At 41.2% G+C, this 24834-nt stretch carries 24 protein-coding genes and 1 other annotated feature; of the genes, 20 read left to right on the top strand and 4 right to left on the bottom strand.

Features of this window, described 5'->3' with window-relative positions; genetic code table 11:
• The first annotated feature begins 13 nt into the window (after nt 1-13).
• From ACE4RR_RS10055 to ACE4RR_RS10005, 11 genes are all read left to right on the top strand, one after another.
• Nucleotides 14-1159: a cysteine desulfurase family protein gene (locus ACE4RR_RS10055; protein ID WP_375535282.1), complete on the top strand. Its 1146-nt coding sequence runs from the start codon at nt 14-16 to the stop codon at nt 1157-1159.
• A gap of 16 nt (nt 1160-1175) precedes the next feature.
• Nucleotides 1176-2282 carry a tRNA 2-thiouridine(34) synthase MnmA gene (gene mnmA, locus ACE4RR_RS10050; RefSeq protein WP_375535281.1) on the top strand — a complete coding sequence of 369 codons (1107 nt, stop codon included), beginning with the start codon at nt 1176-1178 and terminating at the stop codon, nt 2280-2282.
• A 73-nt stretch (nt 2283-2355) separates the two neighbouring features.
• On the top strand, nt 2356-3015 hold the full coding sequence (locus ACE4RR_RS10045) for a tetratricopeptide repeat protein (protein WP_375535280.1): 660 nt from the start codon (nt 2356-2358) through the stop codon (nt 3013-3015).
• A 14-nt stretch (nt 3016-3029) separates the two neighbouring features.
• Nucleotides 3030-5321, top strand: coding sequence for an SF1B family DNA helicase RecD2 (gene recD2, locus ACE4RR_RS10040; protein WP_375535279.1), 2292 nt, complete (start codon nt 3030-3032; stop codon nt 5319-5321).
• 80 nt (nt 5322-5401) lie between these two features.
• The gene (locus ACE4RR_RS10035) at nt 5402-5611 is read left to right on the top strand and encodes a hypothetical protein (protein WP_375535278.1); all 210 of its coding nucleotides are present in this window, start codon (nt 5402-5404) and stop codon (nt 5609-5611) included.
• A gap of 228 nt (nt 5612-5839) precedes the next feature.
• Nucleotides 5840-6736 carry an N-acetylmuramic acid 6-phosphate etherase gene (gene murQ, locus ACE4RR_RS10030; RefSeq protein ID WP_375535277.1) on the top strand — a complete coding sequence of 299 codons (897 nt, stop codon included), beginning with the start codon at nt 5840-5842 and terminating at the stop codon, nt 6734-6736.
• Between the two features lie 76 nt (nt 6737-6812).
• Complete coding sequence (locus tag ACE4RR_RS10025; RefSeq protein ID WP_375535276.1) at nt 6813-8162, top strand: extracellular solute-binding protein; 1350 nt, start codon at nt 6813-6815, stop codon at nt 8160-8162.
• Between the two features lie 74 nt (nt 8163-8236).
• Entirely contained in the window at nt 8237-9130 is an 894-nt protein-coding gene (locus tag ACE4RR_RS10020) for a carbohydrate ABC transporter permease (RefSeq protein WP_375535275.1), read from the top strand.
• Between the two features lie 13 nt (nt 9131-9143).
• Nucleotides 9144-9989, top strand: a complete 846-nt coding sequence (locus tag ACE4RR_RS10015) for a carbohydrate ABC transporter permease (protein WP_375535274.1) — start codon at nt 9144-9146, stop codon at nt 9987-9989.
• A gap of 22 nt (nt 9990-10011) precedes the next feature.
• A complete protein-coding gene (locus ACE4RR_RS10010) occupies nt 10012-10887 on the top strand; it encodes a MurR/RpiR family transcriptional regulator (RefSeq protein WP_375535273.1) in 876 nt (291 codons plus the stop codon).
• Between the two features lie 63 nt (nt 10888-10950).
• Nucleotides 10951-12018, top strand: coding sequence for an AI-2E family transporter (locus tag ACE4RR_RS10005; protein WP_375535272.1), 1068 nt, complete (start codon nt 10951-10953; stop codon nt 12016-12018).
• Here ACE4RR_RS10005 and ACE4RR_RS10000 read toward each other — a convergent pair.
• From ACE4RR_RS10000 to ACE4RR_RS09990, 3 genes are all read right to left on the bottom strand, one after another.
• Nucleotides 11996-12907: a proline dehydrogenase family protein gene (locus ACE4RR_RS10000; RefSeq protein WP_375535271.1), complete on the bottom strand. Its 912-nt coding sequence runs from the start codon at nt 12905-12907 to the stop codon at nt 11996-11998. The two genes, ACE4RR_RS10005 and ACE4RR_RS10000, sit on opposite strands and share 23 nt — an antisense overlap.
• Nucleotides 12908-12975: 68 nt before the next feature.
• On the bottom strand, nt 12976-14526 hold the full coding sequence (pruA, locus tag ACE4RR_RS09995) for an L-glutamate gamma-semialdehyde dehydrogenase (protein WP_375535270.1): 1551 nt from the start codon (nt 14524-14526) through the stop codon (nt 12976-12978).
• Nucleotides 14527-14678: 152 nt separating this feature from the next.
• Entirely contained in the window at nt 14679-16052 is a 1374-nt protein-coding gene (locus tag ACE4RR_RS09990) for a sigma-54 interaction domain-containing protein (RefSeq protein WP_375535269.1), read from the bottom strand.
• Between the two features lie 108 nt (nt 16053-16160).
• Nucleotides 16161-16365: a binding site (T-box leader), on the top strand.
• A 47-nt stretch (nt 16366-16412) separates the two neighbouring features.
• On the opposite strand from ACE4RR_RS09990, the gene alaS reads away from it, so the two are divergent.
• From alaS to ACE4RR_RS09950, 8 genes are all read left to right on the top strand, one after another.
• Nucleotides 16413-19052, top strand: a complete 2640-nt coding sequence (alaS, locus tag ACE4RR_RS09985; protein ID WP_375535268.1) for an alanine--tRNA ligase — start codon at nt 16413-16415, stop codon at nt 19050-19052.
• Between the two features lie 129 nt (nt 19053-19181).
• Nucleotides 19182-19454, top strand: coding sequence for an IreB family regulatory phosphoprotein (locus tag ACE4RR_RS09980; RefSeq protein ID WP_375535267.1), 273 nt, complete (start codon nt 19182-19184; stop codon nt 19452-19454).
• On the top strand, nt 19451-19867 hold the full coding sequence (ruvX, locus tag ACE4RR_RS09975; protein WP_375535266.1) for a Holliday junction resolvase RuvX: 417 nt from the start codon (nt 19451-19453) through the stop codon (nt 19865-19867). The genes ACE4RR_RS09980 and ruvX overlap by 4 nt, the downstream gene beginning before the upstream one ends.
• An 18-nt stretch (nt 19868-19885) precedes the next feature.
• Nucleotides 19886-20179, top strand: a complete 294-nt coding sequence (locus tag ACE4RR_RS09970) for a DUF1292 domain-containing protein (protein WP_375535265.1) — start codon at nt 19886-19888, stop codon at nt 20177-20179.
• Between the two features lie 93 nt (nt 20180-20272).
• Nucleotides 20273-21403 (top strand): endolytic transglycosylase MltG, encoded by a 1131-nt coding sequence (gene mltG / locus ACE4RR_RS09965; protein WP_375535264.1) that lies wholly within the window; start codon nt 20273-20275, stop codon nt 21401-21403.
• A gap of 23 nt (nt 21404-21426) precedes the next feature.
• Nucleotides 21427-22080 carry an O-methyltransferase gene (locus ACE4RR_RS09960; RefSeq protein ID WP_375535263.1) on the top strand — a complete coding sequence of 218 codons (654 nt, stop codon included), beginning with the start codon at nt 21427-21429 and terminating at the stop codon, nt 22078-22080.
• Between the two features lie 215 nt (nt 22081-22295).
• Nucleotides 22296-22772, top strand: a complete 477-nt coding sequence (gene greA / locus ACE4RR_RS09955; RefSeq protein ID WP_375535262.1) for a transcription elongation factor GreA — start codon at nt 22296-22298, stop codon at nt 22770-22772.
• Between the two features lie 178 nt (nt 22773-22950).
• Nucleotides 22951-23739 (top strand): YrrS family protein, encoded by a 789-nt coding sequence (locus ACE4RR_RS09950; protein WP_375535261.1) that lies wholly within the window; start codon nt 22951-22953, stop codon nt 23737-23739.
• 39 nt (nt 23740-23778) lie between these two features.
• Here the strand turns inward: ACE4RR_RS09950 and ACE4RR_RS09945 are convergent, their stop codons facing one another.
• Entirely contained in the window at nt 23779-23988 is a 210-nt protein-coding gene (locus tag ACE4RR_RS09945; RefSeq protein ID WP_375535260.1) for a DUF2536 family protein, read from the bottom strand.
• Nucleotides 23989-24089: 101 nt separating this feature from the next.
• On the opposite strand from ACE4RR_RS09945, the gene mtnN reads away from it, so the two are divergent.
• A complete protein-coding gene (mtnN, locus tag ACE4RR_RS09940) occupies nt 24090-24788 on the top strand; it encodes a 5'-methylthioadenosine/S-adenosylhomocysteine nucleosidase (protein ID WP_375535259.1) in 699 nt (232 codons plus the stop codon).
• The last annotated feature ends 46 nt before the right edge of the window (nt 24789-24834 follow it).

The following is a 24834-nucleotide window of genomic DNA, read 5'->3' as shown; positions in this document are numbered from 1 at the left end:
TGTGAGACCGCAAATGAAAACAGTATATGCCGACCATGCCGCGACTACGCCCGTCCACAAGGACTCAGCCATGGCAATGATGGAGGTTATGCAGAAGCAGTATGGCAACCCATCAAGTATACACAGAGTAGGACGGGAAGCAAGACAAATTCTTGACAGAGCAAGAATTCAACTCGCGCATTCTATTTCAGCTGATCCTCAGGAAATAGTGCTTACCAGCGGCGGCACGGAAGCAGATAACCTTGCTATCGTCGGATTTGCTTATGCTAACAAGGACAAAGGCAGACATATCATCACTTCAAAAATAGAGCATCATGCTGTGCTTCATTCTTGTGAACTGCTTGAGAAGCAGGGCTTCGAAGTGACTTATTTACCTGTAAATGAATGCGGAGTTGTAAACACGGGGGATGTAGAAGCCGCCATAACAGACGAAACCATATTATTGACGATTATGCACGGAAATAATGAAGTTGGAACCCTGCAGCCGCTTTCGGCTCTGGCGGAAATTGCAGCTAAACATGAGATTGGATTTCACACGGACGTCGTACAATCTTATGGGATGGTCCCTTTAAATGTTCAAGAGATTCCCATTACTCTTCTTTCTGTATCTTCACATAAAGTTAATGGGCCTAAAGGTGCTGGATTTTTATATGTGAGAAAAAACACACCACTTGCACCTTCGATTATTGGCGGCGAACAGGAGAGAAAAAGAAGAGCAGGCACTGAAAATGTGGCAGCTGCTGCAGGATTTGCAGCCGCGGTGAAGCTGTTTACATCGAAAGAATTGGAACGAAACTTGCAGTATGCTTCTTTGACTGAGCATTTTTTACAATCTCTGGATAAAGAGAATGTACAATATAAAGTAAACGGAAAACAAGCAGAGCGTCTTCCTCATATCGTAAATCTTTATTTCCCCGGAGCGAATATAGAGTCTTTTTTAGTAAACCTTGACCTGGCAGGCGTTTGCGCATCCAGCGGCTCTGCTTGTACAGCAGGAAGTCTTCAGGCCTCTCATGTTTTAAAAGCTATGTACAAAGACGGTCCAGAGCCGGAGAGCTCTATACGTTTCAGTTTTGGTTACCTGACAACAAAAAACGATACAGAATATATTGCATCAGAAATAAAGAAGATACAAAAACGAACCAGAAGTCTTTCTTGAAAGGAGGAATAATCGTATGAGAAAAGAAGATACCCGGATTATTGTCGGAATGTCAGGAGGCGTGGATTCGTCGGTAACAGCCGCCCTGCTTAAGGAAGAAGGGTACGAAGTAATCGGTATATTTATGAAAAATTGGGATGACACGGACGAAAATGGGTTTTGTACTGCTACAGAGGATTATGAGGATGTAATCAGAGTTTGCAATCAACTCGATATACCGTATTATGCGGTCAATTTCGAAAAGAAATATTGGGACCTTGTATTTTCCTATTTTCTCGATGAATATCGGGCAGGCCGCACACCAAACCCGGATGTAGTGTGCAATAAGGAAATTAAGTTTAAAGCATTTCTCGAACATGCACTTTCACTAGGGGCGGATTATGTGGCAACCGGCCACTATGCACGGCTGAAAAAAGAGAGGGATGGTACGGTATCTATGCTTCGCGGGGTTGATTCCAACAAAGACCAGACTTACTTTCTTAATCAGTTAAGTCAAAAGCAGCTCCAGCATGTTGTATTTCCACTCGGAGACTTAAATAAAAAAGAAGTGCGCCGGATTGCAGAAGAAAAAAAACTTGCGACCGCTTCTAAAAAAGACAGTACGGGAATCTGTTTTATCGGTGAACGGAACTTTAAAGAATTTTTACAGAATTATCTACCTGCAAAACCTGGCAGCATGGTTACAACAGATGGGGAAATCAAAGGTACTCATGACGGGCTGATGTATTATACACTAGGTCAGCGCCAGGGTCTTGGTATAGGAGGAGCAGGTGAACCGTGGTTTGTAACGGGAAAGGATCTGGAGAAAAACGAGCTTATTGTCGGCCAGGGGTTCCATAATGATGGATTGTACACGGATGCCCTGTACGCTTCTGATATAAACTGGCTTGACGAAAAAATCAGGGTAGATCCATTTTCATGTACAGCCAAATTCCGGTATCGTCAGTCTGATCAAATGGTCACTGTTTATCCTATGGCGGACAGGGAGGTAAAAATTACATTTGCTGAACGCCAGCGGGCGGTAACGCCTGGGCAGTCTGTTGTTTTATACGATGGAGAGAAGTGTCTTGGCGGCGGAACAATTGAAAAGGCTGTAAAAGAAAAGGAAAGCGTACAAATATAAGGAACGTTTTCCTTTTCCTTATGCAATTTTATTTTAGGTTATTCTTATGTATTAAAAGGAGTGCTGTATAACTATGTCTAAAAATGAACAAGCCCTTCAGGCTATACAGGAGGGGAACTTAGAAGATGCAGCGAAATGGCTGACAGAAGCGATTGAAGAAGACCCGGACGATGCTCTTGCTTATATAAACTTTGCGAATGTATTATCTGAGCTTGGTGAAACAGAAAAAGCCCTCAGCTTTTATAAACGTGCCATTGAATTGGATGGTAGTGCCGCTGCGGCGTACTACGGCGCTGGCAGTCTCTATTATAATGATGAAAAGTACGCTGAAGCATTGACGATGTATCAGCAGGCTCATAAAACAGGGCTCGATGATGCGAGTCTGCATTATATGACCGGCATTACTTACTACCAATCCGGCCGGATTCCCCATGCCCTGGCTTCGTTAAAAAGAGCGTTAGAGCTTGATGACACGGATACGGAAGCAAGGTTTTATTTTGCGTTATGCCTGGCTCAATCGGAACAGGTAGAAGAAGCAGTTCCGCACTTTAAGCAGGTTGCTGCTGAGGATGAAACTCACGCGGACGCATACTTCAACCTTGGAGTTGCTGCCATGTACCATAATGATCCTGAAGAAGCCCTGCGCTATTTTGAAAAAACAATCGAAATCCAGCCCGACCATATGCTTGCATTAAATGGGAAAGAACAGGCTGCTAAACTGCTTGAAGAATAAGCGGGTGATAAGTTATGTCCGATGAGAACTATTTTTCCGAATCCTACATTTCAGGGACGGTAAAGCATGTCATTTTCCGAAAAGAGGAGAATGGCTATACTGTGCTGAAGGTAAAAGTAAAAAAAGCCGTGCCTGATTGCGAAAACAGCTCCGTAACGGTGGTGGGGCATTTCCCGGTCATCGAGTCGGAGGAAAGATATACTTTTTCCGGGGTGTTTAAAGAACATCCCAGATTTGGAAAACAATATCAGGTACAATCCTACCAGAAGGAAATACCAACTGAGCGGGAAGCGCTCGTCGGATATCTGGCGAGCGATCGATTCCCGGGCATCGGTCAAAAAACTGCCGAAAAAATGGTGGATACCTTTGGAAATCAAGTAATTTCACATGTGCTCGACAACCCGGAGTCACTTGGTGAAATAAAAGGATTAAATGAGAAGAAAAGAAATGATATTTATAATGCTATGCTCGAAAATCAGGGTATGGAAAAAGCCATGACAACATTGACCAGATACGGCTTCGGAATGGATCTTGCTGTAAAAATTTTTCATACATACCGGGAACAGACACTTGAAGTTATTCAGGACAGACCCTATCAGCTCGTTTGGGATATTGAAGGGATCGGTTTTTACAAAGCAGACAGGCTCGGCAGAAATATTGGAATCTCTTTTAACGACCCCGAGCGAGTAAAAGCTGGTATATTATATGTCCTGTATGAAAAAACCATGCAGGAGGGCCACGTATACATACCTCGCTTTCAATTAATGGAAGAAGCGAATGTGCTTTTATCTGTTGAACAGGAATTAATATCTAAGGATGCATTGGAGGAAAGCCTGCTCGAGCTTATGGAGGATGATAAGCTGGTACAGGAGGAAGACCGGGTATATATGGCTTCTCTATACTTTGCAGAAATGGGATTTTCCACAAAAGTAAAAAAGCTGTTAAAAGCAAAATCAGAAGAGGATCCCTTTCCCGAATCCGAATTTTTAAAAGCAATTGGAAAAACTGAAGAGTCATTCGGCATAGAATACGCAGAACAGCAAAAAATAGCGATAAAAAAAGCCATACACTCCCCTTTAATGATTTTAACCGGCGGCCCCGGCACTGGAAAAACAACAGTCATCAGAGCAATTGTAGAAATCTTTCTCCACCTGCATGGCTATTCATCTGATCCAAGTACTTATTCGAAAGAAGAACCGTTCCCAATTCTATTAGCGGCTCCGACCGGAAGAGCGGCTAAACGAATGAAAGAATCAACCGGGTTATATGCCTCCACTATTCATAAGCTTCTCGGTTTTACAGGAGAAGAGGATATGGAATCTTCAGATTATAAAGAAGAAGGAAGACTTCAAGGAAAACTGTTGATTATTGACGAGGTTTCCATGCTTGATATGTGGCTTGCCAACCAATTATTTCGTGCCATCCCAGATGATATGCAGGTGGTATTGGTGGGCGATGAAGATCAGCTGCCTTCAGTGGGACCGGGTCAATTGCTTGGAGATATGCTTCAGACTCCATCTATACCAGTGGTTGCTTTATCTGTCGTTTATCGTCAGGCAGAAGGCTCCTCAATTATCGAGCTCGCCCATTCTATTAAGAGAGGGGCACTTCCAGGCAATATTCAGCAGCCTCAAACGGACCGGCGGTTTTTCCCCTGCAAAAAACATCAGGTCCAGGATGTTATAGCAAAAGTTTGTGAAGGAGCAATGAATAAGGGATATACAGCCTTGGATATTCAAGTGCTTGCTCCAATGTACAAAGGAGAAGCCGGGGTCAATGCTCTAAACGAACGACTTCAGAAGTTATTTAACCCACTGAATGATAAGAAGAAAAGAGTACAGTTTGGTGATGTGACGTATCAAAAAGATGATGTTATTCTCCAGTTGACCAACAATACAGAAGAAGGCGTGTTTAATGGAGACCGTGGGGAAGTTGAAACAATCTTTGAAGCAAAAGAAACGATTGATAAACAGATGCAGATTGTATTAAATTTTGACAGTAAAGAAGTTATATATACAAGACAGGATCTTAATCAGATTATGCTTGCTTATTGTTCATCAATTCATAAAGCTCAGGGAAGTGAATTTCCAATTGTCATCGTTCCGATGCTGATGTCTTATCGGAGAATGCTGCGCAGAAACTTATTATATACAGCTATTACGAGGGCTAAGGATTATTTAATTATCTGTGGAGAAACAGAAGCTCTTCAATTTGCAATTGAAAATGAACTCAAAGATATACGCTATACTCGCCTTAAAGAAAAACTTTCAGAAGATGATGATACTGCTGCTATAAATGAATCTTAATAATGAAAGATAGTGGTGAAAGTCCGGCTTAGATTGTATAAAATTGCACAGCTCCGGTAAAAATGGGTAGTATCACAAAAATGAAGGAACGATGTTTTATGATATGCCCATATTGCAAGGCAAAAAATACTGGGAAGATCGGAAACGATCACCATTACTGCTGGGAATGCTGTGTAGAATGGACGGTCACAGACGGTGAATACTCCCTGTTTGAAGTGGAGGAAGATGGAACACTTTGCTCTTTAGATGATTTATTTGGTAAAAATTGGTTTATGGAAAGAGAAGGATAATGTAATAACTAAATAAGTATTATTGGAGACTGCTTTGTTAATCTGTGAAGCAGTCTTTTTCTTATGGTGTTTTAAAATAAAAATTCAAATAATTTAAAATATATTGACATATAATTTTAAAAGCTTACAATATAAGTAATTCAATAGACCGATGAGCTGATTCGAAAAGCTGAGAAAGAAACGGAAAATAAGGAATTTATGTTATTACGTTAGGAAAGGATTGGTGGAATGAACGTAGATATTTCTCAGCTCGTTACTGAAAAACGCAATCCTCGAACAAAGAATTTAGATCGTTTAACCACTAAAGAAGCATTAATATTAATAAACAAAGAAGATCAGATAACGGCAGCAGCTGTAGAACGTGAATTATCGGTGATCAGCGAAGTTATCGAGCAGATTTATCAAAGAATGAAAAATGAATCCGGCAGACTTATTTACAGTGGTGCTGGAACAAGCGGCCGCATCGGAGTGCTTGATGCATCAGAATGTCCTCCGACCTTCAGAATAGATCCATCACGTGTGATTGGTATTAGTGCAGGCGGAGAGAAATCTTTCTTTAGGTCACTGGAATCAGCAGAGGATGAAGAGGAAGCAGGAAAAAAAGATCTATCCAATATTAATATAACACCTCATGATACTGTAATAGGGATTACTGCAAGCGGCAGAACACCTTATCCTATCGGAGCATTAAAGTATGCACAGGAAGCAGGGGCGTTGACCGTCTCGCTGTCTTCTAACCCTGACTCATTAATATCAAAGACAGCTGAGTATTCTATCGAAGTGTTAACAGGGCCGGAAATTCTTACTGGTTCTACCCGATTGAAAGCAGCAACTGCTCATAAAATGGTGCTGAATATGATATCTACGTTAGTTATGGTGCGTCTCGGGAAGGTTTATGAAAATTTAATGGTTGATCTGCAGGCCTCTAACGATAAGCTTCGCGACAGGGCAAGAAGAATTGTTGTTGAAGCCACCGGAGCACCTGTAAAAGAAGCATCTGAGGCATTGGCAGAGGCTGATTTTGAGGTTAAACCAGCTATTATTATGTTATTAACCGGATGCACTTATAAGGAAGCCTCTCAGAGGTTAAAACATTCAGGAGGTGATATTCGCCAATCTCTTTAACGAGTGTATTTGTAAAAATTTACCCATTTAAAAATTTTAAATCAATCAAGCTTTACTTTAAAAGGGGGAACTCACAATGAAGAGTAAAGTGATGCTCAGAAGATTTCTTTTTCTCGTTTCTTTAATGTTAATTTTACTGATTGCTGCCTGTTCGTCTGGAGAAGAAGACGCCGAGGAATCGGATGCTGGCGGGCAGAATGACTCAGATTCGGGAAGTGGTGATAGTCTATCGGGAGATTTTGAGATTCAATACTTTGTCGGTGGGTATGGAGATGAATGGTGGAAGGAAGTTATCGGCGATTTTCAGGAGGAGCATCCTGATCTTAATATTATTGAACATGCCGGTCCTAATATAAATGAAGAAAAGAGAACCCGCTGGGTATCTGATGATCCCCCTGATGTTGTATACATTGATGGCGCAGGTTCAAGTGAAACTCAAATGGTGGAGGACGGCCAGCTCATGGATTTAACGGAATGGGCGGAAGAATTGACAATAGATGACGAACCTCTGATGGACAGCTTTATTGTTGAACCAAATGGCTATGACGGGAGTCTTTACAGTCTGCCATTGGTGTTTGATACGTGGGGAACATGGTACGATAAAGCATTATTTGATGAAAAAGGCTGGGAGGTTCCAACTGATTTCGATCATTTTATGGAAGTAATGGGTGCCATACAGAAAGAAGAAGATATTCAGCCTTTTGTAACAACCGGCATGTATCCTTATTATTTTCTGCGGGGAGCATTAAATCCGGCGTTTGGCTCTGTGGGCGGGGATGAACTGCTTGAGGCATTAGTCTCCGGCGAAGAAGGAGCATGGTCAAGTGATGAAACGTTAAGTGTAATGAAAAAAGTAGAAGCGATGGTAGATGCAGGATATCTCGATAATGGCTTCGCAGCATTGAACCACACACAGCCACAAATGAATTTCTTATTGCACAAAAATGCTTTTATTCCTGTAGGGTTCTGGCTCCCAAATGAAATGGAAAATGATACACCGGAAGATTTCGAATATGGGTTTGTACCTTCCCCATTCCAAGAGGAAGGAGAACCATATGTTATCGTGCCGGATCTGCGTCCGCTTGCTATCGCGGAGAATGCTGAAAACCCCGAGGCTGCAAAAGCATTTGTAGAATTTGTGTTCAACCGTGAATATGCACAATTGTTTTCAGAATATACTGGAGCGATGATGAATGTGGCTGATGTAGATTTAACAGAAAATGAAAATGTTTCTGAATATTTACAGACAGCGAATGAAATGATCAATGATCCTGATCAGGTAAACATTCATCGACTTCCGTATCCAATGAGTTCAGACCTTGAAGAACCGATCAGTGACGCACTTGTAGCCCTTATGTCTGGTGAAATCACCGCAGAAGAATTTACTGAACGAGCTGAAGAAGCAGCTGCAGATTATCGAAATTGACTTGGCGGGAAACGGGGAGTCCGCTCTTCGTTTCCTTTTACATATCAGAGTTTATACAAAGGGATGGGGGTACTATGGTCCAGTCAAAAAAGCAACGATTTGGATTTTTAGCTTTTTGCATTGTGCCGACATTGATGCTTTTTTTGATTTTTACTGTCTACCCGCTTGTCAGCGGATTATACTATTCTTTTTTTGATTGGTCCGGTTCTTCAGCAAATCGTGAGTTTATTGGATTTGCCAATTACAGTACATTGCTTAGTGATAATATTTTTCCGCGCGCCGTACTTCATGATTATTTTCTAGTGGTGACAAAAGTATTCGGCATCATGATCCTTGCCACTTTTTTTGCGGTGGCACTCACCCAGTTAAAAATTAAGGAGGCCCCTTTTTACAGAGTGATTTTTTTCTTTCCCAATATAATGTCCGTCGTAGTTATTGGAATATTATGGACATTTATTTATAATCCCAATCTGGGAATCATAAATTCTGGGTTGAGCTTTCTTGGGCTGGAGCAGTTGACAAGGCCTTGGCTGGGAGACCCGGATACCGCTCTGGCTTCTCTGGTTCTGCCATCAGTCTGGGCAGGCATCGGCCTTTTTATGCTGATGTTGATGGGAGGTATTTTAAATATACCAAAGAGTTTTTATGAAGCAGCTACGGTAGATGGTGCAGGGGAATGGCAGCAATTTTGGAAGGTAACCGTACCGCTGGTGTGGCCGCAGATAAAAAATTCTATTCTTTACATTGTCATTACGACGCTGAACGGTTCTTTCATTATTGTGCAGGTAATGACAGAAGGCGGCCCCGACAATGCTACCCAGGTAATGGGTTCGTATTTGTATCAACAGGCTTTTGTAAGAAACAACTTTGGATACGGTGCAACAATCGGAGTTGCTATACTTATTATCTCGCTGTTCACAGTAATTGTTCTTCAGAAATTCTTAAAAAGGGAAAAAATCCAATATTAAAGGAGGACTCAAGGTGCGGAAGACGCATGTCAGACATATTGCGGTTAAAGCAGGTATTAGAGTTCCTCTGATCATTTGGTCAATCGCTGTATTATTTCCGATCATCTGGATGCTGATAGGGTCATTTAAATCAAATGCTGAAATTTATGCTTCCCCGTGGGGACTTCCGGAAGTATGGAATTTCAGTAACTATGCTGATGCCTGGAACAACTTTAATTTAAACAGCAGCTTTTATAACAGTGTATTTGTTACAGTTGGGGGCACAATACTGACAATATTTTTAGCTGTCCCTACTTCTTATGCGTTAGAAAGAATTAAGTTCAAAGGAAGTGTACTGCTGTATAATACTTACTTAGCCGCTATGATGATACCAATGGTACTGGGCTGGATTCCATTGTTTTTTCTTTTGATGGATCTTAATCTTTTAAACAGCTTAACAGGACTCATCATCGTATACGCAATGAGCCAGATACCATTCAGTGTTTTTATTCTGACTGGCTTCATGAGCACAATACCGTCGGATCTGGAAGAGGCGGCGGCAATAGACGGGATGTCGCCATACCGGATGCTCCTGACTATCATCACACCATTAACGATGACCGGCATTATTACTATTTCAATTATGAACGCCATACAATTTTGGAATGAATATTTTATGGCCCTCATTTTTCTAAATACAGAAAATAAATACACCCTTGGACTGGCCGTGGATTTTATGAACAGCGAGGCCCAATATACAAATGCATGGGGAACGTTATTTGCTGGATTAATTATTGCAACCATTCCTGTTATCATTGCCTATGCGATTTTTCAGCGCAGGATAAGTAAAGGAATGACAGAAGGGGCGGTAAAAGGGTAACGGCAGGAAAGGATATCAGAGTATGAAAGAAGACGATTATTCATCTGTAATAAAAGGCGGTTTAACTATGCTGAGGGATGCCGGCTTTAGGCTTCCTCCTTCAGAAAGGAAGATTGCTGCGTATATACTTAGACATCCAGAGGAATCAGTGAGGCTTACGGCGCAGGAACTTGGCCGTAAAAGTGGAACAAGCAGTGCTGCTGTGATCAGGCTCTGTAAATCATTAAATCTAAAAGGGTTTCCAGATTTAAAGCTTAGGGTAACGGGGGATCTTCAAAAAAGCGCCCACGATGGATATAGAGAAATAGAACGGAATGAACCCTACAGCAGCGTCGTTCAAAAAATGCTTTCTAATAGTGTGAAGGCTTTAAATGAGACCGTGGATACGATAAATGAAGATCAATTAAAAAAAGCAGTTCAATTAATCATGAACAGCGATAGAATTTATATATTCGGGGTCGGAGCTTCACATTTAATTGCGGTAGATGCTGAACAAAAATTTATCCGTATTAACTACGAAGCTTCAGCTTTTTCAGATCCGCATATGGCAGCTACTCGTCTTGCAAACGCCTCAAATAGCGACCTGTTTTTTGCAATCTCTTTTTCAGGGGAAACAAAAGAGGTGATTCGTTTAATAAATATTGCAAAACAACAAAAAACAGCTGTGCTTTCATTGACAAGATTCGGTCATTCATCTTTATCCCAGGCTTCTGACTGTACGTTATTTACTTCGGCCTCAATGGAACCGACACTCAGAAGCGGCGCCACCTCCTCTAGGATGGTCCAGCTGTTTATGATCGATATTTTATTTATGTGTGTGGTAGCCGATTCTTACGATCAGTCTATTCAGTACATAGAGCAGACCCGCAGAGCCATCCAGCAAATGCAGAAAGAATAAGTGATTAATCATAAAATACTTATAAAAATCTCATCCTAATAGTGTGAAAGGATGGGATGCATTATGTTTAAAAGAAAAATTTTGTACTGGTCAGCTATTATCGTGCTTGCACTGATTGGTTTATACTTGTTGGCCCTGCTGCAGACCATCTGGTTGAATTTATTTCACTTGGCCGCAAAGGTGCTGCTCCCTTTTGCGGCAGCGGCAGTGGTGGCTTATCTGCTCCACCCGTTTATTGATATGCTTCAAAGAAAAAAAATCCCGAGAAGTGCAGCTATTCTGTTTGTATATGCGGTTTTCTTCGGAGGGACCGGCTGGACAGCCTGGTATTTCAGTCCGGTATTTTTTGAGCAGTTAGACCGCCTGCAGCAGCAGCTTCCGTCCATTTTTGATCAATTTTATTACTTCGTGTCAGCAGCCCACCGCCAAATCGATATGATGCCTTCTGCAGTTCATGACAGCCTGGAGCAGGCATTTACCAACACAGAAAAATCTATTACATCCTGGATAAGCGGGACCATGGAGCATTGGCGTCTTATTGTTGATGGAGCATTAATTTTTTTCCTGCTTCCCTTTTTAGTGTTTTACATTTTAAAAGATATAGATATGATTGATTCGTTCGTAAAGAAATTAATCCCTCCGAAGTGGAGAGATGAGGGGGAAATTCTTGCTCATGCTGTAGATGAAGCACTTGGTGATTATATAAGAGGCCAATTTATTGTAGCTTCTTCTGTTGGAATTCTAACAATTATTGGTTTATGGATATTGAAGATTCCTTATGCTATTGTCCTTGGAATATTTATAGGGATAATGGATATTATTCCTTATTTCGGACCGATTATCGGAGCTATTCCAGCGCTTGCTGTGGCAGGGACAGAGTCAGGTTCCGCTCTGCTGTTTACTCTCGGACTGATTTTATTAATTCAGCAGCTTGAAGGCAGTGTGCTTTCCCCATATATTGTGGGCAGAACCGTTCATCTGCATCCGCTCGTTATTGTGTTTGCATTGCTATTAGGTTTTGAGACAGCTGGAATCATCGGGCTTTTGCTGGCAGTTCCCCTGTTTGTAGCTGCCCATAATGTATACAGAACATTCAAAAAGAGAAAGGTTACTTCGAAAAAAGCCCTTTAAAAGCAAAAGCTACATTTTGTGGCCTTTCTGCCAATCTTCTCATAAAATACCCGTACCAATCCTTCCCAAAAGGCACATACGTACGGAAGAGGTACCCTTCCTTCACAATCTGAAGTTGCATTTCAGTACGGAATCCATAAAGCATTTGAAATTCAAAAAGGTCGCGGGGAATATTATGCTGAGTAACAAATGCTTTAACTTTTTCTATTATTACATGATCATGCGTGGCGATTGCCGTATAGCTGCCATTCAATAAATGAATTTGAATAATATTAAAGAAATTTTCATCAATTGCTGCTTTTTCCTGCATTGCCACAGCAGGACTTTCTTTGTAAGCCCCTTTCACAAGGCGAAGAGGTACACCTTTAAGTGCTTCTACGTCTTGAGAAGCTCTATATAGATAAGCCTGAATGACCGTCCCCACATTGCTGTACTTTTTCCGCAATTGCTTTAAAATATCAAGAGTTTGTTCATAATGGGCGTAATCTTCCATATCAATTCGCACAAATATATCGTAGGCTGCAGCCTTCTCCAGAATTTTTTCCATATTTTGAATACAAAGCTTCCGGTCAATGTCTAGTCCCAGCTTAGTCAGCTTGAGTGATAAATTACAATCCACTTCGTAGTTTACAATTGCTTCGAGAGTTTTTAAACTGTAATCGGCTGCATCTTTGGCTTCCTGCTTCTCCGTTACAAATTCGCCTAAATGATCTAGAGTGCACATCAGCCCCTCCTGGTTTAATTTTCTTACTGATTCCATCGCCTCTTTCAAATCAGCGCCAGCCACTACTTTAGAAGCACCTAAGCTAAGTCCCCAGCGTTTAGCACTTTTATTTAAAGTTTTGTTCTTTGAAAGAAACAAAAAGAAATTTCTCGACGCTTGTTTCACTAGTAAGATCCCCCTTTATAAAGAGGGCGGTTCCTTTTGACAGGGAACCGCCATTGCTTAATCTTTGTTTAGAACTGGTCGGTTACAGTTTTCGGCTGCATAAAGAGCAGAAGATAGTCCGGACCGCCCGCTTTTGAATCAGTTCCTGACATGTTAAAGCCTCCAAAAGGCTGGTAACCGACAATTGCAGCAGTGCATCCTCTGTTAAAATACAAATTGCCGACATGAAATTCCTCTCTGGCCTTCTCAAGGTGAGCGCGGTTGTTAGATATCACAGCACCGGTCAAGCCATATTCAGTGTTATTTGCAATGTTCAGTGCATCCTGAAAGCTGTCCGCTTTTGAAAAAGCAACGACGGGGCCGAAGATCTCCTCCTGCATCAGCCGTGACTGCGGATCAAGATCTGCAAAAACAGTTGGACGAACAAAATATCCATCGGAAGAATCTCCATTTCCACCCTCAATAAGGCGTCCTTCCTGTTTTCCAATATCAATATATTTCATAACTTTATCATGAGCCGCTTGATCGTTGACCGGCCCCATAAAGTTTACATGCTGTTCCGGAGGTCCAACAGTCAGTTCTTTCGTTTTTTCTGACACCAGCTCTAATACTTGATCATAGACATCCTTATGGACTACAGCCCGGGAACAGGCAGAGCATTTTTGACCGGAAAAGCCGAAGGCTGAATACACAATAGCTTCACTTGCAATCTCTAGATCTGCATCACTGTCAACAACGATCGTATCCTTGCCTCCCATTTCAATACTGCATCGCTTCAGCCAGATCTGCCCGGGCTGGACTTTTGCTGCTTTCTCGTAAATGCCAATTCCCACTTCCTTGGAGCCTGTGAAAGTTACAAAACGTGTTTTTGGATGCTCTACAAGGTAGTCACCGATTTCGGCACCGCTTCCAGGGATGTAATTAACGACTCCAGCAGGCATTCCTGCCTCTTCAAGAGCCTCCATAAACTTGTAAGCGATTACCGGAGTTGTACTTGCAGGTTTTAATAATATAGGGTTTCCACATACCATCGGCCCGACAGTGGTACCAGCCATAATTGCAAACGCAAAATTCCAAGGGGAGATAGTCACCCCTACACCGAGAGGAATGTAGGTGAATTCATTGTTCTCCAGCTGTTCGCGGCTGTTTATCGGCATACCGTCTTTAAGTCTGATTGCCTGCCTTCCATAATATTCTAAGAAGTCGATGGCTTCAGCTGTATCCGCATCTGCTTCCTTCCAGGGTTTTCCAGCTTCATATACCAGAATAGAAGAAAATTCGTGCTTTTTTCTTCTAATAATAGCAGCAGCACGGAACAGTACATTTGCTCTAGCTTCCGGCTTCCATTTTTTCCATTCATAAAATGCTTCCCATGCTTTTGTCATCGCTGTTTCTGCATGCTTTTTCGTCGCTTTTGAAACATATCCAACCACTTCTTTTTTATTAGCTGGATTTTCAGAAATAATTTTGTCGTCTGTATAAATTTTTTCTCCTCCGATTATAAGAGGATAATTCTTGCCGAGCTCACTTTTCACCAGTTTGAGTGCAGCTTGAAAATCTTGTTTATTCTGTTCTTCAGTGAAGTCCGTAAAAGGCTCATGCTTATATTCCCAAACCATGGTAATTCACTCCCTAGTATAATAGTAGATCAATTCAACATTTTATATATGCAATTACTGTGCCAGGGGTTGGAACTGTCAGTAGTTTAGGCAATATGCCAGAAAAAAGCAAAAAACTAAGCACTATAATGCCGGATTTTTTGCTTTTTTAATTACGGTTTAGGTTTTTTGGTAATTTTAAATTTATCCATTCGGTACTGCAGGCTCTGCCTGCTCATGCCAAGATATTTTGCGGCTCTCAATACGTTATAAGAATGACGCTCTAACGCTTCGATGATATATTGTTGTTCCACCTGGCCGAGTTTGTCACGCATCGACTGTTGGTCAGGTATTTTGTGATTTAAAGTTGTAGTTTTATTAAGAAAATGAGGAGGGAGAAGATTTGCAGTAATAATTTGTTCATCCAGTATTAAGTTCATCGCACCTTCAATTACATGCTCGAGCTCCCTCACATTTCCCGGCCAGGAATAATGTAAAAATTTTTGCATGACTTCCTCGTCGATTCCCTCCACTTGCATTTGAAAGTAAGTATTATATTTTTCAACAAAATACATTGAGAGGTCAAAAATCTCCTCTCTTCTTTCCCTTAAAGGAGGCACAAAAAGAGTAACTACTCCAAGGCGGTAATACAAATCTTTACGGAGTCTGTTTTGAGCAATAGCCTCAAAAGGATCTTCATTCATCGTAGCCATAATCCGTATATCAACACTACGCTCTTTATTATCCCCTATTCTTGTTATTTTTTTCTCCTGTATTACTCGTAATAGTTTTGCCTGCAGGGAAATTGGCAGAGAATTAATTTCATCCAGCAGCAGGGTGCCGCCTTCAGCTTCTTCAAACAAACCTTTTCGATCGACTGCTCCAGTGAAAGCTCCAGAAACTGTTCCGAATAAAATGCCTTCTATTAAAGACTCAGGAAGGGCTGCGCAATTTTGGGAAACGTACGGGCCCGGCCGGTCACTGCCATTATGAATACTTTGGGAAAATAATTCTTTGCCCGTTCCGGTTTCACCGATAATGAGAATAGATGAAGATGTCCGAGTCGCCCGCTGGGCAGATTCCGCCAGATCAAGCATTGCACTCGACCTGCCAATGATATCTTCGAAAGTAAAGGAGGTGTCTCGATTCCTCTTCAGCCTGTCCCTGCGGAGCTTTACGAGCTGAGTTACATCTTTAGCTATTTCTGCTGCTGCAATGACTTCATCATTATGAATGATTGGAAAAGTATGATTGATTGTTGTTATTTCTCTGCCTTTATTGTTAAAATAAGTCTGCTTTTTATTTTTAAAAATTTTTCTGCTGTGAAGAGCTTGAAGAAGACGACTGTCCTGTTCATTATCAAATTGAATGACCTCTGTAATTTTTTTTTCTGTAAAGTCTTCAAGAGTCATCGATTCAATCTGTTTCATTCTTTTGTTATATATGATTGGTCGCTCATGCTTATCAACAACTCTAATTCCGACGTCGAGCTCATCGAGCAGTGTTTTAAATATTTTCTCAGAGAGCCTGGAAGCTTTATCCGCCATTAATACCACTCCTGCAGCATATATTTAAAAAAGTTGCCGACACGCTTTAGTATACTCTATAATTAAGTTTGACATAAGGTTATCTATCCTTTATAAATGTAATTAAATATTAAAACTTTGATGGAACAAGTATGCTGAAGTCCTCTGACAGAGACCATTTTACCTGGCTGAAATAAGATGGCGGAGAAGGTTGGCAGAAAGCTGATCCGGAGTGCAGTTAAAACCTGCCGCATCCCTGCGTTAAAGGGACCGAGTTGACAGGTGAAATCCGCCTGTAAACAGGGTGGTACCGCGAGATAATCTCGTCCCTGATTCAGGGGCGGGATTTTTATATGGAAAAAAATGAAGGAGGAAAATGCAATGAATACATTAACATCAGCGCAGGTCAGGCAAATGTTTTTAGATTTTTTTAAAGAAAAAGGTCATTCAGTAGAACCAAGTGCTTCATTAATTCCCCATGAAGATCCAACATTATTATGGATCAACAGCGGTGTTGCTACGTTAAAAAAGTACTTTGACGGAAGGGTTGTTCCTGATAATCCGAGGATTGCCAATGCACAGAAATCAATTAGAACTAATGACATCGAAAACGTCGGACAAACAGCTCGTCATCACACGTTTTTTGAGATGCTGGGTAATTTTTCGATTGGAGATTATTTTAAGGAAGAAGCAATAAATTTTGCGTGGGAATTTTTAACAAGTAAAAAATGGCTGGGTTTTGATGAATCCCGTCTATCAGTTACCGTACATCCTGAAGATGATGAAGCATATGGATTCTGGAAAGATAACATCCGTATTCCGGAAGAGAGAATCATCCGTCTTGAGGAAAATTTCTGGGATATTGGAGAAGGTCCAAGCGGGCCGAATACAGAAATTTTTTATGACCGCGGCACTGAATATGGAAACAACCCTGATGATCCGGAAATGTATCCCGGCGGTGAGAATGAACGGTATCTTGAAATCTGGAATCTTGTTTTTTCTCAATTTAATCATAATCCGGATGATACGTATACACCGCTTCCAAAGAAGAATATTGATACTGGAATGGGTCTGGAGCGTGTGGTTTCGGTGCTTCAGGATGCCCCTACAAATTATGATACCGATTTATTTTTACCTATTATTCGAAAAACCGAGCAGATTTCGGGTGTACAATATGGCAGTGATGAACGAAAGGATGTTTCTTTTAAAGTAATCGCAGATCACATTCGGACGGTCAGTTTTACAGTAGGCGATGGAGCGCTTCCTTCCAATGAAGGTAGGGGATATATACTGAGAAGACTATTAAGACGTGCCGTCCGTTATGCAAAATTAATTGGAATTGACCGGCCGTTTATGTACGAGCTTGTACCAGAAGTAGCCGACATTATGGTTGATTTTTATCCGGAAGTAAAAGAGAAGGAAGCTTTTGTACAAAAAGTAATAAAAAATGAAGAAGAACGTTTTCATGAAACATTAGCCGACGGTCTGAGTATTTTGTCTGATGTGATGAAGAAAACGGAACAGCGGGGCTCAAGCGTAGTATCCGGCAAAGATGTCTTTAGACTGTATGACACATATGGATTTCCAGCTGATTTAACAGAAGAGTATGTGACGGAAAAAGGTTTTTCAATTGATACTGCTGAATTTGAAGAAGAAATGCAGGCGCAGAGAGCGAGAGCAAGAGCGGCCAGAAAAGAGAGCGGCTCCATGCAGACGCAGGATGCAGTGCTTTCTGATGTGAGTGCGTCCAGTACGTTTATTGGATATGACCATCTTCAAACCGATGCTAAAATAGAAATAATTGTTCATGAAAAGCAGCTTGTGGATACAGTATCAACAGGTGCTACAGCGCAGCTTATTCTTGATAAAACTCCATTTTATGCTGAGAGTGGAGGGCAGGTTGCAGATAAGGGAAGATTAACTGGACCTGATTTAGAAGCGAAAGTGGTGGATGTTCAAAAAGCCCCAAACGGTCAGCATCTGCATACTGTTGAAATCAACAGCGGGACGCTGCGGAAAGGACAGTCCGTAGTAGCGGAGGTAATAGAAAGTGAGCGTCAGAGCACCATTAAAAACCATACTGCCACTCATTTACTGCATCAAGCATTAAAGGATGTACTCGGCAGTCATGTGAATCAAGCCGGCTCTCTTGTAAGTGAAGGCAGGCTGCGCTTTGATTTTTCTCATTTCGGCCAGGTAAATGAAGATGAATTGGAAAAAATCGAACAAATTGTAAATGAAAATATCTGGAAAGCTGTGCCGGTCGTCATTGAACAGAAGAAACTAGAAGATGCTAAAGAAATGGGAGCAATGGCTCTGTTCGGTGAAAAATACGGAGATGACGTCAGAGTTGTACAGGTGGGTGATTACAGTATAGAATTATGCGGAGGCTGTCATGTTAAAAATTCTGCCGAAATTGGTTTATTTAAGATAGTCAGTGAGAATGGAATAGGAGCTGGTGTAAGACGTATCGAGGCAGTAACAGGTAAGAATGCCTATATGTTTATGAATGACAAGCTTGAGCTTCTGAAGGCTGCCGGGGAAAAGGTTAAAGCAAAGTCGATTCAGGAAATTCCAAAGAGAGTAGACGGCCTATTAAAGCAAATTAAAGATCTGCAGCGCGAAAATGATTCTCTTTCTGCAAAAATTGGTAATATGGAAGCAGGCAGCCTGCTTGATAATATACAAGAAATAAATGGTGTAAAATTAATAACGCATAAACTCTCTGCAATGGATATGGATGGCCTGCGCAGTACAGTTGATGAACTGAAACAAAGGTTAGAATCAGGAATAGTGGTTGTCGGAGCTGTCCAAAATGAAAAGGTCAATATTGTAGCCGGAGTTACAAAGGATCTCACCAGCAAAGGCTACAAGGCTGGGGAAATTGTAAAAAAAACAGCTTCTATCTGCGGCGGAGGCGGCGGAGGCCGTCCAGATATGGCACAGGCAGGAGGGAAGAATCCGGAGAAGCTTGATGAAGCATTGGCAGCAGTGCCAGGAATCATTGAATCTATTTCCTAAGAGGGAATAATTGGTGTACAATAAGGGCATGATGTTGAAAGTGCTCCGTGTGTTTAATCCAGCCAAGAGCTGAAAAAGACCATAGCGGATCGTCCCGCTTTGTTTCAAAAATACAAGGAGGTGTACGGGATGGACTCAAACGACAAAACGATGAAATTTAATGTGCAAGAGGATTCAGTAGAAGTTGATGCAAAAGAAGTATTGTTAAATGTCTATCAGGCACTCGAAGAAAAAGGATACAATCCAATTAACCAGATAGTCGGCTACTTGTTGTCTGGAGATCCCGCATACATTCCAAGGTATAAGGATGCCCGCTCTCTTATAAGAAAATTGGAGCGCGATGAATTGATAGAAGAGCTGGTTCGTTCTTATCTCCATGAAAACCGTAAGGATTTCGAATGAAAATAATCGGTCTTGATGTAGGAATGAAGCGGATAGGGGTAGCTGTTTCCGATGCTCTGGGATGGACAGCACAAGGAGTGGAAACCATCCACATCAAAGGAAATGACCCCCGTGAATCATTTAATCGGATAAGAGAATTAATTGATGAGTTCGAAGCAGGATCCATAGTCGTTGGCCTGCCTAAAAATATGAACGGTACGATTGGGCCTCGGGGAGAACAGTGCAAAGAATTTGCTGCGGATTTAAATGCTTCATTTCAGCTTCCCGTTCATTTATATGATGAGCGGTTAACTACAAAAGCAGCGGAGAGAACTCTGCTGGAGGCAGATGTCAGCCGTAAGAAACGTAAGAAAGTGATAGATAAAATGGCTGCGGTAATGATACTGCAGGGTTATCTGGATCAGCAGCAATAAGCCGAAAGGAGAGATAACGTGACAGAAGAAGAAAAAGAACGAATTGTTATACCCGATGAGGACGGGAATGAACATTTATTTGATGTGTTATTCACCTTTGAGGTGGACGAGACGGGCCATTCTTACATGGTGCTTACTTCTGCAGGCGATCAGGAAAGTGAAGAAGAAGAAATGGAAGTATTTGCTTTCCGCTTTGAAGATGAAGGTGAGGAAGATTCAGACCTGGCACTTTTTCCAATAGAATCAGAGGAAGAATGGAACATGGTAGAAGAAATGATTGAAACATTCAGTGATTCAGAAGAAGAACATTAGAATAAATAATCTGCGGGGAACTTACCCTCCGCAGATTTTTTGTATCATTTGACGCATGATGTATAATAAGGTCGTATGGAAAGGGAGGCAGACATGGCAGATAAGTTTGATGATTCAAGTATACACGAGAAAAGACGGCAGGCCAGGCTTGTAAGAAGAATTGTACTGGTGGTCATCACGGCATTAACTGCATTAATTGTAATAGCAGGCATTAGTGTCTATATATATATAACATCAGCACTTGAACCTATTGAACGTGACTCAGATTCGGAAAAAAGGGTCGAAATCCCTATCGGGTCGAGTGCAGGTACTATAGGCAAAATTCTTGAAAAAGAAGGACTTATAAAAAACGCTTTTATTTTCCGTTATTATACTAGATACAAGAATGAATCCGGATTTCAAGCGGGAGTATATGAGCTGTCTCCTTCTATGTCTACTGATGAGCTTATATCTCAATTAAAGGAAGGTACGATGGAAGCAGAGCCATCGCTTAGATTTACCATTCCAGAAGGAAAATGGTTTGAGGATATAGTGGAAATTATCGCAGAAGAAACATCTTATGATAAAGAAGAGATCGTTGATGAGCTTGACGACGAAGATTTTCTTGAGAAGGTTATAGATAATTACAGCATAATTACTGATGATATTCTCGATGAAGATATCCGCTATCCCCTCGAAGGATATTTATTCCCTGCACGTTATGATTTTTATGAAGAGGAGCCGTCCATTCAGGAGATCGCGGTGAAAATGATTGAGAGAACAGAAGCGAATGTGGTAGAATTTTCAGAACAAATAGAAGCTGGGGAGTACAACGTTCATGAAGTTCTTACCATTGCCTCTATTGTAGAGCGCGAAGCTCAGCAGGCTGAGGACAGACCTATTATCGCCGGAGTTTTATACAACAGGCTCGAACAGGACATGAAACTTGAAGTCGACCCGTCTGTTGCCTACGCGATTGAAGAGCATGTCTATATGACCAGTTATGAAGATTTAGAGTCAGAGTCTCCATATAATACATACCGCTATGAAGGACTGCCGCCGGGACCGATTGCGAGTCCGGGCCAGGGTGCCTTAAAGGCAGCTTTAGAACCGGAAAATAACGACTATTTATTCTTCTATGCGAGACCAAATGGAGAAGTAATCTACAACGTCGATTACAATGAGCATAACGAGGTTCAGGAAAAGTACAGAGAGGAATGGGAAGAGGCGCAGGAATCTGAATAATACAAGGGAGTTGCGATATAAAAGTGAATAATACGGACACAATAAAGTATTTGCAGGAGCGTGATTCTTCGCGCTCTGCTTTATTTGAAGAAATGGAACAGACTGCCTGCAAAGATAAAGTACCGATCATTGAATATTCCTCTCTTGAAGTCATCAAGCAGTTAATTGCAGTGCACGGTGGGGGCAGGGTGTTAGAAATTGGAACTGCAATTGGCTATTCTGCCCTCCAAATTGTTTCAGCTTCAAGAAGCCGATTTGTGCTCTCGATAGAAAAGGATAAAGGTCGGTTTGAACAAGCGCTGAAATTTAGAGACAGGTCTGATTTTAAGGGCCAGACAGAGTTTATTTTCGGTGATGCTCTAGATAAAACGTTCTTGCTTGAAAAATACTCCCCTTTTGATGTATTATTTATTGATGCTGCAAAAGGAAAGAACCAATCTTTCTTTACATCATTTACGCCGTACCTAAGTGATGGAGGAATGGTGATAACTGATAATGTTCTGTTTAAAGGGTATACAGTTCAGCCTGAGTCCGCGCCGAAGAGACTGCAGCCAATGGTAAAGAAGATACAAGAATATAACGACTGGCTGATGAGTCTACCTGATTTTACAACGAGAATTCTGCCGGTGGGAGATGGACTGGCAGTCAGTGTTCATAAAGGCAGAAAAAAATTATAGAATGAAACTGTTGATCCTGGAATACGCTTGTAAGGAATAAAAATGAAATCTCAGTAATAAATTCCTGCATACGGGGATGATATGGTTAATGAAATTATTGAGAAAAATAGTAAAAAGTGATTGTATTTTAGGAAAGGTATGCGTATGATAATGGCAGAAGTTTTCAAACAGATTTTAGTGGTTCTTTTTGCACAGAAAGAGGAGTGACGTAAATAATGCCAGAAGAAAAACAGCATTACATGACCGAAGAAGGTAAAAGCAAACTAGAGGAAGAACTTAATTATTTAAAAATGGAGCGTCGGCCAGAAGTAGTCGAACGCATTAAAGTAGCAAGAAGCTTCGGAGATCTTTCTGAGAATTCCGAGTATGATGCCGCAAAGGATGAACAGGCTTTTGTTGAAGGACGCATCAGTCAGATAGAAAAAATGCTTAAAAATGCAATAATGATAGAAGGCGATGATTCCAATAATTCCGAAGTAGCACTAGGAAAATCAGTTCGTTTTAAAGAACTTCCGAACGGGGAAGAGGAAGTATATACCATAGTAGGGAGCGCAGAATCTGACCCAATCGAAGGGAAAATTTCCAATGACTCACCGATGGCACAGAGCCTGCTGGGAAGAAAAGTTGGTGAAGCAGTCACTGTGAACACACCAGGCGGGGACGTGGAAGTAGAAATTATTGAAGTGAATTAGAAGAGAAAGCAGCTGAGGCTGTTTTCTTTTTTTACAAGAGTTAGAGTACTTCTGCATTTTAAAATATCAAACAATATGTGAAATCGACAAAATCGACAATAGACTCTCGCCTAATTTCGATAAATATTTTATTATGTAAGAGTATGTATCGGATATATAGAAAGAGAAGGTGAATGTTGTGGCAAATAATAATCGTGGATTCGGAGATGATTCGCGTTCCGAATTGCGAAAACGCAAACGGATGAACCGAATCTTAAATGCAGCAATTGGTGTTGTTGCGGTACTCATTATCTTTTTTGCTGTCCAACTGCTGATGAGCGGAGACGATGAAGAAGTGGCGGATGATACCGAAAATGAACAGGTCGATGAGCAGGAATCTTCAGATGAAAATGATAACAGTGATTCGGAGGAGGAATCTTCCGCTCCAGATAGTGAACCAGATACAAATGATAACACGGAGCAGGAATCACCTAGCAATAATAATGACAATAACGATAATAATGAAGAGGCGAACCGGGAAGAAAGCTCTGAAGATGATGATTCAGAAGATTCCAGCAGTGAAGAGGAAGACAGCTCAAGCTCAGATGAAGACACAGAGGAGCAGGAAGACAGCGATAATGAAGAAGGTGACAGTGGACCTCAAGTCCCTGAAGGCGGAGGTCCTGATGGAGACTGGGAGCCCATTGGGACAGAACAATCAGGCTCTTACAGCCATACTGGAGACAAGTTTGAAAAAGGGAGTCAGAACTGGACTGAAATGGAAATGGCTCTGCAGTATGCTACTGGTCTCAGTGATGATGAAATGATTCTTTGGAGAGTAGAAAACTCTGGAGAAACAGAGGTTGTCGGAACCGTCAGCAATAATGATAATAGAAACACCCCCTATGAAGTGAGAATGGAATTTGTAGAAGGTGAAGGCTGGCAGCCCCAGGAGGTGAGCCAGCTCGACAGCAATCCGTATTCATAAAAATGAAAGAACCTGCGGCTTTTTGGCTGCAGGTTCTGCCTATTTTTTTGATTTAAAATGTACCATTGCCGTAAAGATTGGTCTCATGCTTTTAGGGTCAGTATATACGTTGTGTTCTGCGTGATAAACATCGAGCATTATTGCTTCATTTTGTTCGATTTTATGCTGAATCGACTGTTCGAGTTTTGTTAAAGAATTCGCTTCAAAAAACTCGATTTTATCTGATAACGGATTTAACTTAATGTTCATTAACTTCACCTCGTGTATTATCATTAACTTGGAAATAATTATGTTAGTATTATAATAATGGATTTGCTTATAGATGAAAAGTCGAAAGGAACGAAAAATACATGAAAATAGCTATAATAGGTGCAATGGATGAAGAAGTAGAACTGCTTAAAAACTCTCTTGAAGACAGAACAGACAGTGAAGCCGGCGGCAGCCATTTTCATAAAGGAACGATAAATGGACAAGATGTTATATTATTAAAATCAGGAATTGGGAAAGTAAATGCAGCGATCGGTACTGCACTTTTGCTTGATCGGTTTAATCCGGACATCGTCATAAATACCGGGTCTGCCGGTGGATTTAATACTGAGCTTAAGGTGGGAGATCTTATCATCTCCACAGAAGTGCGTTACAACGACGTTGATGCAACTGTTTTTGGATATGAATTCGGACAGGTTCCATTGATGCCGGCTCAATATACACCTGATGCCAAACTCCGTGAACTGGCATCAAAGAGTGCTTCACTGCGGGAGATCCCAGCCTATCAGGGGCTCATCCTTTCTGGTGATTCCTTCATGAGTGATGATAATAAAGTAAAGTTTTTAAAATCTAAATTCTCAGAACCACAATGTGCGGAGATGGAAGCAGGTGCGATCGCACAGGTTTGTTATCGCTTTAAGACTCCTTTTATCATTATACGCGCTTTAAGTGATATTGCAGGGAAAGATGCCAAATTGTCCTATGAACAATTTTTGGAGAAAGCTTCCGTTCATTCTGCCGAATTAATACTTTCGATGATTCAAATGTTAGAAAATAATTAATATGTATTTTTATGCCATTCAATCCATAACTTCACTAATTATGGAC

The sequence above is a fragment of the Alteribacillus sp. HJP-4 genome (assembly GCF_042139015.1).
Taxonomy (GTDB): Bacteria; Bacillota; Bacilli; order Bacillales; family Marinococcaceae; genus JBHIKY01.
This window is presented reverse-complemented; position numbering and strand designations above follow the sequence as displayed.

What these genes read in the sequence shown, in the direction of transcription:
- ACE4RR_RS10025 (WP_375535276.1), top strand. Translation starts at nt 6,813, where the DNA reads ATGAAGAGTAAAGTGATGCTCAGAAGATTTCTTTTTCTCGTTTCTTTA.
- murQ (WP_375535277.1), top strand. Translation starts at nt 5,840, where the DNA reads ATGAACGTAGATATTTCTCAGCTCGTTACTGAAAAACGCAATCCTCGA.
- ACE4RR_RS10020 (WP_375535275.1), top strand. Translation starts at nt 8,237, where the DNA reads ATGGTCCAGTCAAAAAAGCAACGATTTGGATTTTTAGCTTTTTGCATT.
- recD2 (WP_375535279.1), top strand. Translation starts at nt 3,030, where the DNA reads ATGTCCGATGAGAACTATTTTTCCGAATCCTACATTTCAGGGACGGTA.
- ACE4RR_RS09980 (WP_375535267.1), top strand. Translation starts at nt 19,182, where the DNA reads ATGGACTCAAACGACAAAACGATGAAATTTAATGTGCAAGAGGATTCA.
- ruvX (WP_375535266.1), top strand. Translation starts at nt 19,451, where the DNA reads ATGAAAATAATCGGTCTTGATGTAGGAATGAAGCGGATAGGGGTAGCT.
- greA (WP_375535262.1), top strand. Translation starts at nt 22,296, where the DNA reads ATGCCAGAAGAAAAACAGCATTACATGACCGAAGAAGGTAAAAGCAAA.
- ACE4RR_RS09990 (WP_375535269.1), bottom strand. Translation starts at nt 16,052, where the DNA reads ATGGCGGATAAAGCTTCCAGGCTCTCTGAGAAAATATTTAAAACACTG.
- ACE4RR_RS10045 (WP_375535280.1), top strand. Translation starts at nt 2,356, where the DNA reads ATGTCTAAAAATGAACAAGCCCTTCAGGCTATACAGGAGGGGAACTTA.
- ACE4RR_RS10055 (WP_375535282.1), top strand. Translation starts at nt 14, where the DNA reads ATGAAAACAGTATATGCCGACCATGCCGCGACTACGCCCGTCCACAAG.
- mnmA (WP_375535281.1), top strand. Translation starts at nt 1,176, where the DNA reads ATGAGAAAAGAAGATACCCGGATTATTGTCGGAATGTCAGGAGGCGTG.
- mltG (WP_375535264.1), top strand. Translation starts at nt 20,273, where the DNA reads ATGGCAGATAAGTTTGATGATTCAAGTATACACGAGAAAAGACGGCAG.
- alaS (WP_375535268.1), top strand. Translation starts at nt 16,413, where the DNA reads ATGAATACATTAACATCAGCGCAGGTCAGGCAAATGTTTTTAGATTTT.
- ACE4RR_RS10035 (WP_375535278.1), top strand. Translation starts at nt 5,402, where the DNA reads ATGAAGGAACGATGTTTTATGATATGCCCATATTGCAAGGCAAAAAAT.
- ACE4RR_RS10010 (WP_375535273.1), top strand. Translation starts at nt 10,012, where the DNA reads ATGAAAGAAGACGATTATTCATCTGTAATAAAAGGCGGTTTAACTATG.
- mtnN (WP_375535259.1), top strand. Translation starts at nt 24,090, where the DNA reads ATGAAAATAGCTATAATAGGTGCAATGGATGAAGAAGTAGAACTGCTT.
- ACE4RR_RS09945 (WP_375535260.1), bottom strand. Translation starts at nt 23,988, where the DNA reads ATGAACATTAAGTTAAATCCGTTATCAGATAAAATCGAGTTTTTTGAA.
- ACE4RR_RS10005 (WP_375535272.1), top strand. Translation starts at nt 10,951, where the DNA reads ATGTTTAAAAGAAAAATTTTGTACTGGTCAGCTATTATCGTGCTTGCA.
- pruA (WP_375535270.1), bottom strand. Translation starts at nt 14,526, where the DNA reads ATGGTTTGGGAATATAAGCATGAGCCTTTTACGGACTTCACTGAAGAA.